Origin of the sequence: Bradyrhizobium betae, from assembly GCF_004123905.1 — a bacterium.
GTDB lineage: Bacteria > Pseudomonadota > Alphaproteobacteria > Rhizobiales > Xanthobacteraceae > Bradyrhizobium > Bradyrhizobium betae_A.
On sequence record NZ_MZXW01000053.1, the window covers coordinates 473,129 to 487,568 of the forward strand.

The following is a 14,440-nucleotide window of genomic DNA, read 5'->3' on the forward strand; positions in this document are numbered from 1 at the left end:
GGGCACCGAAAATGCGCCGAACCAGGAAGTCAGAGCCCGGCTCCGGTTGTATCGGAACCGAATTGGCTCTACTCGCCCTTGAGCATGTCCCGCAGCTCGCGGAATGGTTCGGCGCTCGGCGGCGCCGAGGCATCTTGCCGCATCGCGTTGTAGATTCTCGGAACCATGTCGATCGCCTGGTCGAGGCCCGGATCGCGTCCCGACTGGTATCCGCCCATCAGGCGAAGGTCCCGCGTGTCCTCGTATTTGGCCATCATGGTGCGCAGCTTGCTCACCAGTTCGCGCTCCTCGGGGTCCCAGACGTTGTGGGCGAGGCGGGAGACCGAGGCCAGAACGTCCACGGCCGGATAGCGCGCCTGGTCGGCGATGTGCCTGGACAGCACGATGTGGCCGTCGAGGGTGCTGCGGATGGTGTCGGCGATCGGCTCGTTGTGATCGTCGCCGTCGACCAGCACGGAGAAAATCCCGGTGATCGTGCCGGATCCCTCCTCGCCGGGGCCGGCGCGCTCAAGGAGGCGCGGCAGGTCGGTGAAGACCGTCGGCGCGTAGCCGCGTGCGACCGCGGGCTCGCCGGCGGCGAGGGCGACCTCGCGGGCGGCGTGGGCGAAACGGGTGATCGAATCGACCACGAGCAGGACCGATTCGCCCCGGTCGCGGAAATATTCGGCAACCGCCATGGCGGTCTTCGGCGCCAGCCGCCGCATCATCGGGCTTTCGTCGCCCGTCGATACGATGGTGACAGCACGATGACGGTCGGGGCCCAGCACGTCCTCGATGAATTCGCGCACTTCGCGGCCGCGCTCACCGACCAGGGCCAGCACGACGGTGTCAAAGCCCTGGCTGCGGGCGAGCATTGCGAGGAGCGTCGACTTCCCCACGCCGGAGCCGGCAAAAATGCCGACGCGCTGGCCGGCGCAGATCGGGGCGAACAGGTCGATGACGCGCACGCCGGTGCGCAGCGGCTTGTGAACGCGCGCGCGCTTCATCGCCGCCGGCGCCTCGGCCTCCGCCGAGACCGCTCGCGATCCCGGGGTGAGAGGACCCTGTCCGTCCAGTGGGGCCCCAAGTGCGTTGATGACGCGGCCTTTCCAGCTCGGATCGGGCGCGAACGACAGTGGCGGCATCCGGTAGGCAACGGATCCGAGGCCACCCGAGAACACCCGGTCGAACGGCTTGGCGATGATGCCCTCGCTGTCGATCCGCACCACCTCGCCGATCTGCGGCTTGCCGCCGGTGTTGACGCCGATCAGTTCACCGAGCCTGACGAAGCGCGACAGGCCGGAGACACGGAAATGCGTCGGCGCGATCTCGGAGATCGCGCCGCTGACGCTGGCCAGGGGAGTGCTCTGCTGAAGCTCCAGCAGCGCCCACTCGAGTTGCCGAAGAGCATTCAAGGAAACCGTCCACCCTCAATGCGCGCGAGGCGCAAATCTTACTTTGACTCAAGGCTACTTGCCGGGCTCGCCCAGCGTCCGGATTGCATTCTGGAGCGAGCTCTCGGTGCCCTCGATCATCGAATTGGTGCCGTCGAAGGCACGCGAAGCCGCGATCAGCTTCGTCAATTCCATCATCGGATTGGCGCCGGAGCCCTCGACATAGCCCTGCTTGAAGCCGTCGCGGGAGAAATCGGCGATGGCGGTCGCGGGGCGGTCCGGCGTCACGCCGGAATTGCCGTAGCGATCGAGATTGGCATCAGCGGGAATGTTGAACAGACCGATGGTGCCGATCTCGTTGTTGTCCTGGGTGATCGCGCCGCTGCGCGAGATCGCAATCGGCCCGCCGTTCGGGTCGAGCGTGATCTGCGCGCCGCCGGCATCGACGACCGGGAAGCCGGACACCGTCTGGAGATCGCCGTTGGCGGCGATCTGGAGCCGGCCATCGCGGGTATAGACCGTACCGTTCGGGCCGGCGAAGGCAATCCAGCCCTGTCCGACCACGGCGACGTCGAGCGGGTTGCCGCTCTCGGTGATGCTGCCCTGCTCGCGCGAGATGATGTTATCGCCGGGCGAGGAGAAGGCGACCGGGTTCGCGCCCGCCTTGGACAGCACCGTCTCGAACTTCACGACGTCGGTGCGGAATGCCGCCGTGTTGACGTTGGCGACGTTGTTGGCGATTGTCTGGAGGCGCTTCTCGAGCGCGACCTGCGCCGACAAGCCGACATAGAGAGCCGATTGCATGATTTACCTGTTGAACCGGATGTTCTGAAGCGTCGTGAGCATGGTGGTATCCAGGCTGGCCGACGTCGATGCGCCGGCGATCAGCACCAGCGCAGGGTTGGTCGAGGTGTCGCTCTGGACCTGGGTCGCATCCCACATCGCCGCGAAGCGCTGCACGAATTTGGTGACCTTGGTCGGGTCCTGGAAGTCGGTGAGGTCGATCTTGTCCGTGATCATCTTGGCCTGGGCATCGATGTCGGACGAGCTGATCATCGACGACCAGCCCATTGCGGTCTGGACCACCTGGGTCAGCGCCTTGTCGGCGAGGATCTGATAGGCGTTCGTGATCGTGGAGGCCTTGCGGGTGAAATAGAGCGCGAGCCGCAGGCCCTCGTTCTGGTCGCCGGCGTTCTGCTCCATCGTCTGCGTGACGTATTGGGTCGCCGTGCCGGTCGTGGCTGCGGAGGTCGAGGTCGCCTGGTCGCCGTTGGCGGCGAAATTGAAGGCGGTGGCGAATTCCCGGTAACGGGTGTCGGAGAGCTTGTTGGCGAAGGCGTCCTTGTCCGAGACCCCCTCGGTCAGCACCTTGCGCATGAACGCCTTGGCGTAGGTCATGTCGCTGAGGCCATAGGCCTTCATTGCATAGGAATAGAGGCGATAGTCCTTCAGGAAGTCGTCGATCGTCTTCACGTTGCCGATATGGCTGAGGAAGTAATCGGTATCGCGGCTGACATCCGGCTGCGTCGCGACCTGCGTCATCGACTTGCCCAGGTCCGTGGTCAATCTGGTGTAGTCCGCGATCGTGGATAGCATGACTCGTGCCCTCTCGCCGCCGTCGCGACGCCGTCCCAAGCTGCCGCCAATTGCTTGCGTGAGGCTGGCGACCGGGAAGCCAGCTTCGCGCAAGGCTCGCCAACTAGAGATTCCCGGTGGGATCGGCGATGGAGTGGCGCGTTGCTCAGTTTCGTGGGGATTTTCATCACGGTGGCGGCGCTGCTTGGCGGGTTTGCCGCCATGGGCGGGCATCTGGCCGTGCTCATGCAGCCGTGGGAATTCGTGATCATCTTGGGCACCGCGGTCGGCACCTTCATCGTGGCCAATCCGTGGAAGACGGTCGTCGACACCGGGGTCGCCTGCATGCAGGCCATCACCGGCGCGGTGCCGGGACAGCGCTATTATCTCGACCTGCTCGGGGCGCTGCATGCCCTGATGCGCGAGCTCAGGGGCAAGGGCCGCAACGAGGTGGAAGCGCATATCGACGATCCCTCGTCCTCCGAGATATTCAAGGCGTTCCCGAGCGTGCTCGGTGACGCGTCGCTGCTCCAGTTCATCTGCGACTATGTCCGCCTCATCATCATGGGCAACGCGCGCACGCACGAGATCGAAGCGCTGATGGACGAGGAAATCCACACCATAGTGAAGGGCAAGCTGGCACCTTACCATGCGCTGGTGATGGTGTCCGAGGCGTTGCCGGCGCTCGGCATCGTCGCCGCCGTGCTCGGCGTCATCAAGGCGATGGGTGCGCTCGATCAGTCGCCGAAGCTGCTGGGCGGCTTCATCGGCGCGGCCCTGGTCGGCACCTTCGCCGGCATCTTCCTGTCCTACGGCGTCATTTCGCCCTTCGCGATCAAGATCAAGACGACGCGCGAGAAGAAGTGCCGACCCTACATCATCGTCAAGCAGACACTGCTGGCCTTCATGAACGGTGCCATGCCGCAGATCGCGGTGGAACATGGTCGCAAGATGATCTCGAGCAACGAGCGTCCCTCGATCGACGTCGTCGAGAACGAGACGATCGCCGGTCCCAAGGCCGTCGTGACCGACGCTGAACCGAAGGCCGCCCGCGCATGACGATGATGGAAGACGTCGAGGTCGATCAGCGCAAGCAACTGCCGAACTACCTGCTCGATGCGGCGGGTATCTCCATCGAACGCATGCCGATGCTCAATGTGATCTTCGATCGCATGGCGGCATTGTGCACCGACAGCCTCCAGCCGATGGCCGGAACGCCCTGTTACTTCTCGGTCAACGGCATCACCAACGACCGCGTCGGCGACATCATCAAGGACTACGAAAGCAATGCCGTCGCCGCCGTGCTCTATGCCGAGCAGTGGGACTCCCGCGTCATCATCATGCTCGATCGCGACTTCGTGTTCACGATGGTCGAGGCGATGTTCGGCTCGGACGGTGCCGAGCCGCCGCTCGACGTAGAGCGCACCTTCTCGAACATCGAGCTCAAGCTGGTCCAGGCGCTGTTCGAACGCTTCGCTAAGGCGCTGCAAACCGCTTTCGCCGGGACGTCCAGCGTCACCTTCCGTGTCGAGCGGGTCGAGACCGCGATGGCCTCGCTGGCGATCGGGCGTGGCGGCAACATGTCGATCTGCGCGAACATCATGCTGCAGGCGCTGTTCCGCGGCGGCCAGATGTTCCTCATCGTTCCGCACTCCGCGCTCAATCCGCTGCGCCAGAAGCTCGCACATGTCGTCGTCAGTGAAGGCGGTGCGAACGATCCGCGCTGGCGCGAGCAGATGGAGAGCGAGGTCCATCGCACCGAGGTGACGTTGAGCGCAGTGCTCGACGAGAAGATGGTGACCCTCGACGACGTCGTGAAATTCCATGTCGGGCAGGTGATCGAGCTCGAAGCTACGCCGCGTACGCTGGCCCGTCTCGAAAGCAACAATCAGGTGCTGTTCTGGTGTCAGATCGGCCAGCTGGATGGCTATTACGCCATGCAGGTGGCGGATCCCGTCGATCAGAAACGGGAGTTCGTCGATGATATCCTATCTCGTTGATGCCGTGCTGCTGATCGCGCTGGCCTTCACCAGCATGCGGGTGACCAAGATGCACCGCGAGTTGGCGCGCTTGCGCAGCTATCAGGGCGAGTTCTCGACCATCGTCCACGAGACGGCCGGCGCCTTCGACACGGTCATCACCGCGGCGCACGATTCCACTGCAAATCTGGGGCGGCTCGCCAATGTGCTCGGCACCAAGATCGATCAGGCTCACGAGGCGATCGCGGCGCTCGATGCCAGAAGCGGGCTCGTATCCACTGCGACCGCGGGCGGCGCCGACGTGAACAAGCATTAAAGCCGAACCGGCAGAACAATGACGATCGGAACGCCGCGGCGTTCCGGGAGCGGAAATACCAAGAGGCGATACCAAATGGCGCAACCCTTCGAATATGATTCTGCATCAGCATCCGCATCGGGAGAAGCCGAGGCATCTCCGCTGGAGCGGCTGGCGGAGATTGCCGCGCGCACGGCGGAGGAGACCGGAAAGTTCGCCAATGTTGACGCGATCCTGCGCATTCCCGTCACCATGCAGGTGGTGCTGGGTTCGGCGACCATCCCGGTGGCGAACCTGATGAAGCTCGGCCGCGGCGCGGTGGTTCCGCTCGACCACCGGGTCGGCGAGCCCGTCGACGTCGTCGTCAACGGCCGCATCGTCGCCCGCGGCGAGGTGGTCGTCGTCGAAGAGGACAATTCCCGCTTCGGCGTCTCGCTTACGGAGATTGTCGGGCCGCTGGGGCAGGGTGATACCTGACCATGGCGGCACAGGTCGGCATCGCTCCCATCAAGCAGCGAGGCGTTGCCGCGCTGGGTGGAACGGAAAAGGTCGCGGCACTCCTGCTGGCCATGGGTCGGCAGGCGGCTGCGAGCGTGCTCTCGCAGTTCGAGCCGCAGGATATCCGCATCGTCACCAAGGCCGCGGCGGAGCTGCGGCCGATCACTGCGCAGGAGCTCGAGTCGATCGTCGAGGAGTTCGCCCAGCAGTTCTCGATGGGCGCCAACATCCTCGGCACCATCGGTGGCCTGGAAGCCATACTCGGCGACGTGCTCCCGGCCGACCAGGTCTCGGCGATCATGTCGGACCTGCTCGGCAATTCGAGCCGGTCGGTGTGGGACCGCGTCTCGTCGGTGTCGGAAAACTCGCTGGCGACTTATCTCTCCAAGGAGCATCCGCAGACCGCGGCCCTGATCCTGTCCAAGGTCAAGCCGTCCTGCGCCGCCAAGGTGATGAGCCAGTTGCCGTCGAGCCTGCGCAACGAGTTGATGCGGCGCGTGCTCAGCCTCAAGCCGATCGTCGAGGACGCGATGAAAGTCCTCGAAAAGACGCTGCACGAGGACCTGACGCTGAACTTCGCCCGTAACCTCGGCGCCGATACTTACGCGCGCGTCGCCGACATCATCAACAAGATGGAGCGCGGCCATATCGAGGACATGCTGAAGAGCCTGTCGGAGAAGCGGCCGAAGTCGGCCGAAGTGCTGAAGGAGCTGCTGTTCACCTTCGACGACGTGATCAACCTGGCGCCCAAGGCGCGCACCATGATCTTCGATCAGGTGCCGACCGATCGCATCGTCGTCGCGCTGAAGGGCACCGACAAGCATTTCCGCGAGTTGATCCTGTCTGCCGTCGCCTCGCGTGTCCGCCGCGTCGTCGAGCACGAACTCGCGATCGGCGAGCCGTCGAACCAGCGCGATGTGCTGGAGGCGCGCCGCGTCATCACCGACCTCGCACTCGACCTCGCCGAGAAGGGTGAAATCGAGCTCAACCCCGACCAGGAGGATGAGCTGGTCTTCCGCTGACCGCTGAACGGGCATGGCAGAATCATCCGATCAGGAGAGCAAGACAGAAGAGCCGACCGAGAAGAAAGTCCGCGATGCGCTCGAACAGGGCCAAATCCCGGTCTCTCGGGAGGCCTCCATTTTCGCGACGCTGGCCGCGCTGATGGTGATCCTTTCGTTCCTGGTCGGCCCGGGCGTGCTGCAATTGACGCCGACGCTGACGGGCTTGCTCGACGATCCCGGCGGCTTTCCCCTCAGCAACGGCGCGGATGTGCAAAACCTGCTCAATGTGGTGGGCCTCCAGGCGTTACGATTCCTGGTGCCGCCGGTCGTCATCATTACGGTGTTCGGCCTCGCTTCCTCGCTGCTACAAAACGCGCCGCGCCTGGTGCTGGAGCGCATCATGCCGGATCTTTCGCGAATCTCCCCGATCGGCGGCTGGAGCCGGCTGTTCGGATCGCAGGGCCTCGTCGAGTTCGGCAAGTCGGTGTTCAAGCTCACCGCGGTGACTTCCGTCGTCGTCGTCGTGCTGCGCTCATCGGAAGCGAAGGCGTTCGAGGCGATGTACACCGATCCGGTTGCGCTGCCGGAGATGATCCTCAACATCGCGATGCGGATCGTCTCGGCGATTTGCATCGCCACCATCGTCCTGGTCGCGATCGATCTCGCCTGGGCGCGCTTCCACTGGCGGCGCGAATTGCGCATGACCAAGCAGGAGATCAAGGACGAGCACAAGCAGGCCGAGGGCGATCCGCTGATCAAGGCACGCCTGCGCTCGCTGGCGCGCGATCGCTCGCGGCAGCGGATGATCACCTCGGCTGCGCGCGCGACGCTGGTGATCGCGAATCCAACGCACTTCGCGATCGCGCTGCGTTACAATCGCGAGGAAAACCCTGCGCCGCTCGTGGTGGCCAAGGGCATGGACGTGATCGCACTGAAGATCCGCGAAGTCGCCGAGAAGAATCGCATCCCGGTGATCGAGAACAAGGCGCTGGCGCGCGCACTCTACGAGGCCGTTCAGGTCGATCAGGTGATTCCTGCGGAGTTCTTCCGGCCCGTGGCCGAGATCATCTACTTCCTCCAGTCGAAGCAGGCGCCGCGTCCCGAGAAGGTCCAGTAGATTTCCGAGGATGGTGCGTCGCCCAACAGCTTGACGAAAGCTTAACGCCCTAGGGTTCTTCCAACGGATCATAATGGGGCTGTCGTGGGACCGCTTTATCTCTTCGAACTCGCATCGTCGCAGGCGCGCTACCTCGAGCTCCGCCAGTCGACCATTGCCACCAACGTCGCCAACGCCAATACGCCGGGCTTCAAGGCGCGCGATGTCGAACCCTTCAACAAGGTGCTCGACGCGATGCCGGTCAGGCTTGCAACGACATCGCCGTCGCACATGCAGCTGTCCGCGACCGAGACCGATACGCGCGCGACCGCCAAAAAGGACAGCTGGGACGTGGTCCACTCCGGCAACTCCGTCAGCCTCGAGCAGGAAATGATCAAGGGTAGCGACGTCAATCGCGACTACTCGATGAATTCGGCAATCGTGCGGTCGTTCCACCGCATGGTCCTGTCGAGCGCAAAGGCCTGAGGTGAATTGACATGCTGGACTCACTGAGTGCTTCCCTGACGGTTGCGAGCTCCGGGCTCGAAGCGCAGTCGACGCGCATGCGCATCGTCTCCGAAAACCTCGCCAACGCGACCGCGACCGGGCGGACTGCCGGCGCCGATCCGTATCAGCGCAAGACCATCACGTTCGATGCCGCGTTGGACCGCGCCTCGGGCTCGCAGCTCGCGAAGGTCAAGGAGATCGGGGTCGACACCACGCCCTACCGCGTCGAATACGAACCGGGACATCCCGCCGCCGACAAGGCCGGCTACGTCAAGATGCCGAACGTCAACATGATGATCGAGATGGCGGACATGCGGGAAGTCAACCGGTCCTATGAAGCCAATCTCCAAGTGGTGAAACAGGTGAGGTCGATGCTGGGCATGACCATCGACCTTCTGAGGAGCTGACAATGCTTGAGGCGATTTCATCCACCGCGATTAACGCAGGGCAGGCGGCAAGCCGTGCCACGGAAACGCAGGCGATCGCGCCCGCTGCGCCGACCGCAATCCAGTCGACCGACGACATCGGCTTCGATTCGGTGATGAAGCAGGTGACGACCGACGCGATCGGCACGCTGAAAGCGGGCGAGGCGGCGTCGATCTCGGCGATGCAGGGCAAGGAATCGACGCGCAAGGTCGTCGAGGCGCTGATGTCGGCCGAGCAGGCCTTGCAGACGGCGGTCGCGGTTCGCGACAAGGTCGTGCAGGCCTACCAGGAAGTCGTTCGGATGTCGATTTGATCTGAAGGAGTGACGTAAGTGAAATCGCTCGCCATTGCGGCCACGGGCATGAATGCCCAGCAGACCAATATCGAAGTCATCGCGAACAACATCGCCAACATCAACTCGACGTCGTACAAGCGTGCGCGTGCGGAATTCACCGATCTGTTCTACCAGATGGACCGCATGCAGGGCGTCGCGAACGTCAACGGTTCGTCGCCGATCCCGGAAGGTTCCAATCTCGGCCTCGGCGTCAAGTCGACGGCCATCCGCAAGCTGCATATCCAGGGTGCGCTCACACAGACCGGCAACCCTTACGACCTCGCGATCAACGGCCGCGGCTGGTTTCAGGTGCTCGGCCCGAACAACGAAGTGCAATACACCCGGGCCGGCGCATTCAGCCCCAACCCAAACGGTCAGCTAGTCACCACCGACGGTTACTTGCTCGACCCGGCAATCACGATTCCGCAGGGAACGGTTCAGGTCACCGTCAACCAGACCGGACAAGTGTTCGCCAAGCTGGACACGGAAGTGAACCCCCGGCAGATCGGCCAGCTCAACCTCGCCAACTTTGCCAACGAAGCCGGCCTCGAGCCGCTCGGCAGCAATCTCTATCGCGAGACCACGGCGTCCGGCACGCCGGTCGTCGGACTGCCGGGCGATTCCGGCTACGGCAAGATCAACCAGCAATATCTCGAAGCCTCGAACGTCGATCCGGTCAAGGAAATCACCGAGTTGATCTCGGCGCAACGCGCCTATGAAATGAATGCCAAGGTCATCCAAGCCTCGGATGAAATGGCCTCGACCGTATCGAAGGGCCTTCGCTAGTTCCGGTGTGTCCATGTTGAACAGGGTGGGCCTGATCGTGCGCGGGTTGGCCGCCGTGCTGCTGGTGCTCGTCTCGGCGCGCGTCGCTGCAGCCGAGGAGAGGCGGCTTCCCGTGCCGGCCGTCTCGATCCGCGCCGGCGAGCTGATCCGGGACGACATGATCACCGAGCGAGTCTTTGCGCCGAACGTGCTCGGGGTCGCCATGTTCATTGAGGGGCGTCAGGTGCTCGTCGGCCGCATGGCGCGGCGGGCACTGCTGCCGGGCCAGCCGATCCCTACCAATTCGGTGGAGGATCCCTTCACCATCGCCCGGGGCGCCATGGTCAAGGTCGTGGTCGAGGACTCCGGCTTGTCGATCGTGACCTACGGTGCCGCGATGCAATCCGGCGCGCCGGGCGCGCTCATTACCGTACGAAACACCGACACGGGCGTGATCATCAGGGCGATCGTCCAGCCGGACGGCACCGTCAAGGTCGTGGACGGGTCATGACCAGATTCCTGATCGCGCTCGTCCTCATTCTTTCCGCCGCCAGCGCCCAGGCCGCCGTCCGCATCAAGGATATCGCGGACATCAAGGGTCTGCGCGAAAACCAGATCGTCGGTTATGGCCTCGTCATCGGCCTGAACGGCACCGGCGACACGCTTCGCAACGCTCCATTCACGGAGCAATCCCTGCAATCGATGCTCGAGAACATGGGCATCAATGTCAGGAACGAGACCACCAGCACCAGCAACCCGACACGTCCGACAACGCTGCGCACGCGCAACGTCGCAGCCGTGATGGTGACCGCGGACCTGACGCCCTCGATCGGGGCGGGTGAGCGTATGGACGTCACGGTGTCGTCGCTGGGCGATGCGACCTCGCTGCTCGGCGGCACACTGGTGATGACGTCGCTGCGCGCGGCGGATGGCGCGGTCTATGCGGTGGCGCAGGGCGCGGTCACGGTTGCCGGTTACAGCGTGGGCGGCCAGGCGCAGAGCGTCAGCCAGGGCACGCCCACCGCAGGCCGCATTCCGAACGGCGCGCTGGTCGAGCGCGAGGTGCAGGGAAGCCTCCACGAGATGGAGTACCTGGTGCTGGAGCTCAAGAACCCTGATTTCGTCACGGCAACCCGCATCCTCGATGCCATCAATCGCTATGCCGGCGGCCGCTACCGGGCCCAGATCGCCTTCGAGCGCGACTACCGCACCATCGTGCTGTCGAAACCGCGGAACGTCGGACCCGTCCGTTTTCTCGCGGAAGTCGGCGAGCTGACGGTCGAGCCGGACACGCCGGCGCGGGTGGTCATCAACGAGCGCACCGGCACGGTCGTGATCGGGCGTGACGTGCGGATATCGACCGTTGCGGTGACGCACGGCAATCTGACGGTCCGCGTCACCGAGCTTCCCGTGGTGTCGCAGCCGGCGCCGTTCTCGCGAGGGCAGACCGTGGTCGTTCCCCAGACCGTGGTCGAGGCCAACGAGGCCGGATCGCAGGTGGCAATCCTGAGCGGCGTCGATCTCCAGCGCCTGGTGCGCGGATTGAACCAGATCGGCCTCAAACCGTCAGGCATCATCGCGATCCTCCAGGCGATCAAGTCGGCCGGCGCCCTCCAGGCCGACGTCATCGTGCAATGATGCACAAGCGTCGTGCAAGCTTGGTCGCTCAATGCTCAGGTCTCGACCGAGAATCGCACACGGCCCGATGCTGAAATTGGAACACAAAACCAAGCTGCTCCTCCTGATCGCGATCTCCGCGGTCGTGAGTGCTTCGCCCGTGCTTGCTCTGGACGAGGCCAAGCCGTCGAAGCCGCTCAACCTGCTGTCCTTCGCGCGGGCGCGCGCGCCCGAATCGCAGAAGCCGCCGCTGCCTGCTTCGGCGATTCCAGGCGACAATGCCTCGATGCGGGCGACGGCGTGGGCGGCCGAAGATTCCGGGCCAGTCACCACCGGCGCGGTGCCGGCGCCCGAAGCGCCTGCACCGGCACGAGCACCGGCAGCGCCCGCAGCCGCACCGGTTCGGCCTGCCAAACCCGGCAGCGTCACGGCGCCGCCGAAGCCTGCGCCGCCGCAGGCCGCCGCGTCGGGGGACAGCGAGGTCGCCCTGTTCTGCAGCAACGTGGCTGATCCCGCCGTCGATGCGAGGCTCGCCTGGCAGCTCAAGGAGCTGGAGAAGGCCGAGAGCCTGCTCCGTGAGCGGATCGCCGAGGTCGAGGCCAAGCGTGCCGAATACGAGAAGTGGATGGCGCTGCGCGACGACTTCCTGAAAAAGGCCGAGGCGCAGGTCGTCGAGATCTATTCGCGCATGAAGCCGGACGCCGCGGCGACCCAGATCGCCGGCATGGCGGACGAGACCGCCGCCGCCGTGCTCGCCAAGCTCAGCCCGAGGAGCTCGAGCGCGATCTTCAACGAGATGGATACGGCGCGCGCCGCACACCTTGCCGATTTGCTCGGCGGAATGCGTCGCGTGGACGACGGAAAGACCAAATAGATGAAAAAGCCGATCCTCGTCCTGTCGCTGCTGCTGTCGTCGGTGCTCCTGACCGGGTGCTTGAATGATCCGGCCGAGGTCCTGACCGGCCCGCGCCTGTCGCCCGTCGGCAGCGGCCTGCGGACGCAGGCCGAGCCGATCCCGGTGACGCCCCGTGTGCGTACGCCGGTCAGCTATCGCTCGACCTGGGACGACGGCACTGATCTCTACCGCGATCCCCGCGCCCGGCGCGCCGGCGACGTCGTGACTGTCATCATCTCGATGCAGGACAAGGCCAAGCTCGACAACAAGACCGATCGCTCGCGTGATTCGCAGATCAAGTTCGGGCTCGACTGGCTGATGGACGTCGCAGGATGGAGCGACAAGGGCTCGACCAGCGCCAACCTCAGCACCAACACCCAGATCAAAGGCAACGGCCAGATCGATCGCACAGAGGACATCAAGCTCTCGATCGCCGCCATCGTCACCGACGTGTTGCCGAACGGCAATATGATGATCAGTGGCTCGCAGGAGTTCCGTGTCAACACCGAGATGCGCGTGCTCAACGTCGGCGGCATCGTGCGCCCGCGTGACATCTCGCGCACCAACACGATCTCCTACGAAAAGATCGCGGAGGCGCGGGTGTCCTATGGCGGTCGCGGAAATCTGTCTGACGTGCAGCAGCCTGGATGGGGACATCGGATCTATGACGCCGTGGCACCATTCTGAGATTTGCGGCGGTCTGGCCGCGCGGCGAGGGCGGGGATCGTGATGCGCCTGATTGCGGCCATCCTGGTGCTGACCCTTGTCGCGATCGGTGCGGGCGCGCTTGCCGGGCTGCATCTGTTTGCGGCCGCCGAGCGCGTCGCCGACGCGAAGAAGAGCGCCACGCCGCCGCCGATTGCGTCGAGCTACGCTGGCAGCGCGCGGCTTCGAAAACTGTCGCCGATCGTGACCAATCTCGCCGCGCCCGCCAACAACTGGGCTCGCGTCGAGGCCTCGATGGTGACCGAGAGCATGAGTGACGAGGATGCCGGTATCCTGGCCGCCCATGTCAGCGAGGACATCGTGACCTATCTGCGCTCCGCCTCGGTGACGCAGTTCGAGGGATCGCGCGGGCTCCAGCATCTGCGCGACGACCTGACCGAGCGCGCCAATATCCGCTCGTCGGGCAAGATCCGCGAATTGATCATTGAGACGTTGGTGATCCAGTGAAACTGAGAGTCCTGCTGCTCGCGTTGGTTCTGGTCGTGCTGCCCGAGGTGGCGCTGGCCCAGATTCCGGACCTCAACTCGCTGCTACCGCCGGGCAACGGCTCGACCAGCGGCCGCATCATTCAGCTGATGGCGCTGATCACGGTGCTGTCGGTGGCGCCGGGTCTGCTCATCATGGTGACGAGCTTCACGCGATTTGCAGTGGCGCTGTCGTTCCTGCGCTCCGGTCTCGGCCTTCAGACCACGCCGGCCAATCTGGTGCTGGTCAGCCTCGCGCTGTTCATGACGTTCTACGTGATGGCGCCGACCTTCGACCGCGCCTGGGAGACCGGCGTCCAGCCTCTCATGAAGAACGAGATCTCGGAGGAAGAGGCCTATCTGAAGATCACCGATCCGTTCCGCGAGTTCATGCTGGCCCATGTCCGCGACAAGGATCTGCAGACCTTCGAGGCGCTCGCCGCCGAGAGCTTCCGCAAGAAATTCGACGACAAGCGCATCGATCTGCGCGTCATCATCCCGGCCTTCATGATCTCCGAGCTCAGGCGCTCGTTCGAGATCGGATTCCTGATCATGCTGCCGTTCCTGGTCATCGACATGATCGTGGCGACGCTGACCATGTCGATGGGCATGATGATGCTGCCGCCGACGATCATCGCGCTGCCGTTCAAGATGCTGTTCTTCGTGCTGATCGACGGCTGGAACCTGCTCGCCTCCGGACTGGTGCGGTCGTTCTCATAGCGGCCGAGATTGCCGGGCGGCTGGTTATGGTTAGCGAGAAGTAGGGGTTTATGGTTAGCGGACAGTGCCGTTAACCATCTGATATTGCAGCGAAATTCCAGCCGATCTTAATCTCGGCGCAAGATTCGACGTGCTAGCAATGCGGCACGGCGGGTTGGACCCCACC

Annotated in this window: 19 protein-coding genes; 16 read left to right on the plus strand and 3 right to left on the minus strand. The window is 64.2% G+C overall.

The genetic code is table 11. The features are described from left to right. Positions 1 to 68: 68 nt before the first annotated feature. Genes fliI through B5V03_RS37440 form a run of 3 tightly spaced genes read right to left on the minus strand, consistent with a single transcriptional unit; the run spans position 69 to position 2,969 of the window. Positions 69 to 1,394 carry a flagellar protein export ATPase FliI gene (gene fliI / locus B5V03_RS37430; protein WP_129275409.1) on the minus strand — a complete coding sequence of 442 codons (1,326 nt, stop codon included), beginning with the start codon at positions 1,392 to 1,394 and terminating at the stop codon, positions 69 to 71. Positions 1,395 to 1,448: 54 nt separating this feature from the next. Next, positions 1,449 to 2,177 (minus strand): flagellar basal-body rod protein FlgF, encoded by a 729-nt coding sequence (flgF, locus tag B5V03_RS37435; RefSeq protein WP_129275410.1) that lies wholly within the window; start codon positions 2,175 to 2,177, stop codon positions 1,449 to 1,451. 3 nt (positions 2,178 to 2,180) lie between these two features. Then, a complete protein-coding gene (locus B5V03_RS37440) occupies positions 2,181 to 2,969 on the minus strand; it encodes a DUF1217 domain-containing protein (RefSeq protein WP_129275411.1) in 789 nt (262 codons plus the stop codon). Between the two features lie 141 nt (positions 2,970 to 3,110). Here B5V03_RS37440 and motA point away from each other — a divergent pair, with 141 nt between their 5' ends. The 16 genes from motA to fliP all read left to right on the plus strand — a co-directional run bounded on the left by motA (position 3,111) and on the right by fliP (position 14,274). Continuing rightward, positions 3,111 to 4,007, plus strand: coding sequence for a flagellar motor stator protein MotA (gene motA, locus B5V03_RS37445; RefSeq protein ID WP_129275412.1), 897 nt, complete (start codon positions 3,111 to 3,113; stop codon positions 4,005 to 4,007). A 2-nt stretch (positions 4,008 to 4,009) separates the two neighbouring features. Continuing rightward, positions 4,010 to 4,948, plus strand: a complete 939-nt coding sequence (locus B5V03_RS37450) for a flagellar motor switch protein FliM (RefSeq protein WP_164988552.1) — start codon at positions 4,010 to 4,012, stop codon at positions 4,946 to 4,948. Further along, positions 4,929 to 5,243 (plus strand): hypothetical protein, encoded by a 315-nt coding sequence (locus B5V03_RS37455; RefSeq protein WP_129275414.1) that lies wholly within the window; start codon positions 4,929 to 4,931, stop codon positions 5,241 to 5,243. The genes B5V03_RS37450 and B5V03_RS37455 overlap by 20 nt, the downstream gene beginning before the upstream one ends. 75 nt (positions 5,244 to 5,318) lie before the next feature. Then, positions 5,319 to 5,699 (plus strand): flagellar motor switch protein FliN, encoded by a 381-nt coding sequence (gene fliN / locus B5V03_RS37460; protein ID WP_129275415.1) that lies wholly within the window; start codon positions 5,319 to 5,321, stop codon positions 5,697 to 5,699. A 2-nt stretch (positions 5,700 to 5,701) separates the two neighbouring features. Further along, positions 5,702 to 6,742 carry a flagellar motor switch protein FliG gene (locus tag B5V03_RS37465; RefSeq protein ID WP_129275416.1) on the plus strand — a complete coding sequence of 347 codons (1,041 nt, stop codon included), beginning with the start codon at positions 5,702 to 5,704 and terminating at the stop codon, positions 6,740 to 6,742. Between the two features lie 13 nt (positions 6,743 to 6,755). Beyond that, positions 6,756 to 7,841 (plus strand): flagellar biosynthesis protein FlhB, encoded by a 1,086-nt coding sequence (flhB, locus tag B5V03_RS37470; protein ID WP_129275417.1) that lies wholly within the window; start codon positions 6,756 to 6,758, stop codon positions 7,839 to 7,841. 84 nt (positions 7,842 to 7,925) lie between these two features. Then, positions 7,926 to 8,306 carry a flagellar basal body rod protein FlgB gene (flgB, locus tag B5V03_RS37475; protein WP_129275418.1) on the plus strand — a complete coding sequence of 127 codons (381 nt, stop codon included), beginning with the start codon at positions 7,926 to 7,928 and terminating at the stop codon, positions 8,304 to 8,306. A gap of 11 nt (positions 8,307 to 8,317) precedes the next feature. Next, entirely contained in the window at positions 8,318 to 8,734 is a 417-nt protein-coding gene (flgC, locus tag B5V03_RS37480) for a flagellar basal body rod protein FlgC (protein WP_129275419.1), read from the plus strand. A gap of 2 nt (positions 8,735 to 8,736) precedes the next feature. Further along, positions 8,737 to 9,066: a flagellar hook-basal body complex protein FliE gene (locus tag B5V03_RS37485; RefSeq protein ID WP_129275420.1), complete on the plus strand. Its 330-nt coding sequence runs from the start codon at positions 8,737 to 8,739 to the stop codon at positions 9,064 to 9,066. 18 nt (positions 9,067 to 9,084) lie between these two features. After that, entirely contained in the window at positions 9,085 to 9,873 is a 789-nt protein-coding gene (gene flgG, locus B5V03_RS37490; RefSeq protein ID WP_129275421.1) for a flagellar basal-body rod protein FlgG, read from the plus strand. Positions 9,874 to 9,886: 13 nt separating this feature from the next. Then, the gene (gene flgA, locus B5V03_RS37495) at positions 9,887 to 10,363 is read left to right on the plus strand and encodes a flagellar basal body P-ring formation chaperone FlgA (protein ID WP_164988538.1); all 477 of its coding nucleotides are present in this window, start codon (positions 9,887 to 9,889) and stop codon (positions 10,361 to 10,363) included. Then, on the plus strand, positions 10,360 to 11,490 hold the full coding sequence (gene flgI, locus B5V03_RS37500; RefSeq protein WP_129275423.1) for a flagellar basal body P-ring protein FlgI: 1,131 nt from the start codon (positions 10,360 to 10,362) through the stop codon (positions 11,488 to 11,490). Before flgA ends, flgI begins: the two co-directional genes overlap by 4 nt. A 67-nt stretch (positions 11,491 to 11,557) precedes the next feature. Continuing rightward, positions 11,558 to 12,343, plus strand: coding sequence for a MotE family protein (locus B5V03_RS37505; protein ID WP_164988539.1), 786 nt, complete (start codon positions 11,558 to 11,560; stop codon positions 12,341 to 12,343). Next, on the plus strand, positions 12,344 to 13,051 hold the full coding sequence (flgH, locus tag B5V03_RS37510; protein ID WP_129275425.1) for a flagellar basal body L-ring protein FlgH: 708 nt from the start codon (positions 12,344 to 12,346) through the stop codon (positions 13,049 to 13,051). It abuts the gene before it with no gap. A 42-nt stretch (positions 13,052 to 13,093) separates the two neighbouring features. Further along, positions 13,094 to 13,537 (plus strand): flagellar basal body-associated FliL family protein, encoded by a 444-nt coding sequence (locus tag B5V03_RS37515; protein WP_164988540.1) that lies wholly within the window; start codon positions 13,094 to 13,096, stop codon positions 13,535 to 13,537. Next, entirely contained in the window at positions 13,534 to 14,274 is a 741-nt protein-coding gene (fliP, locus tag B5V03_RS37520) for a flagellar type III secretion system pore protein FliP (RefSeq protein ID WP_129275427.1), read from the plus strand. Before B5V03_RS37515 ends, fliP begins: the two co-directional genes overlap by 4 nt. The last annotated feature ends 166 nt before the right edge of the window (positions 14,275 to 14,440 follow it).

Coding starts and splice junctions, on each gene's coding strand:
- flgF (WP_129275410.1), bottom strand. CDS start 2,177: ATGCAATCGGCTCTCTATGTCGGCTTGTCGGCGCAGGTCGCGCTCGAG.
- B5V03_RS37440 (WP_129275411.1), bottom strand. CDS start 2,969: ATGCTATCCACGATCGCGGACTACACCAGATTGACCACGGACCTGGGC.
- B5V03_RS37450 (WP_164988552.1), top strand. CDS start 4,010: ATGATGGAAGACGTCGAGGTCGATCAGCGCAAGCAACTGCCGAACTAC.
- B5V03_RS37455 (WP_129275414.1), top strand. CDS start 4,929: ATGATATCCTATCTCGTTGATGCCGTGCTGCTGATCGCGCTGGCCTTC.
- fliN (WP_129275415.1), top strand. CDS start 5,319: ATGGCGCAACCCTTCGAATATGATTCTGCATCAGCATCCGCATCGGGA.
- B5V03_RS37465 (WP_129275416.1), top strand. CDS start 5,702: ATGGCGGCACAGGTCGGCATCGCTCCCATCAAGCAGCGAGGCGTTGCC.
- flhB (WP_129275417.1), top strand. CDS start 6,756: ATGGCAGAATCATCCGATCAGGAGAGCAAGACAGAAGAGCCGACCGAG.
- flgC (WP_129275419.1), top strand. CDS start 8,318: ATGCTGGACTCACTGAGTGCTTCCCTGACGGTTGCGAGCTCCGGGCTC.
- B5V03_RS37485 (WP_129275420.1), top strand. CDS start 8,737: ATGCTTGAGGCGATTTCATCCACCGCGATTAACGCAGGGCAGGCGGCA.
- flgA (WP_164988538.1), top strand. CDS start 9,887: ATGTTGAACAGGGTGGGCCTGATCGTGCGCGGGTTGGCCGCCGTGCTG.
- flgI (WP_129275423.1), top strand. CDS start 10,360: ATGACCAGATTCCTGATCGCGCTCGTCCTCATTCTTTCCGCCGCCAGC.
- B5V03_RS37505 (WP_164988539.1), top strand. CDS start 11,558: ATGCTGAAATTGGAACACAAAACCAAGCTGCTCCTCCTGATCGCGATC.
- flgH (WP_129275425.1), top strand. CDS start 12,344: ATGAAAAAGCCGATCCTCGTCCTGTCGCTGCTGCTGTCGTCGGTGCTC.
- B5V03_RS37515 (WP_164988540.1), top strand. CDS start 13,094: ATGCGCCTGATTGCGGCCATCCTGGTGCTGACCCTTGTCGCGATCGGT.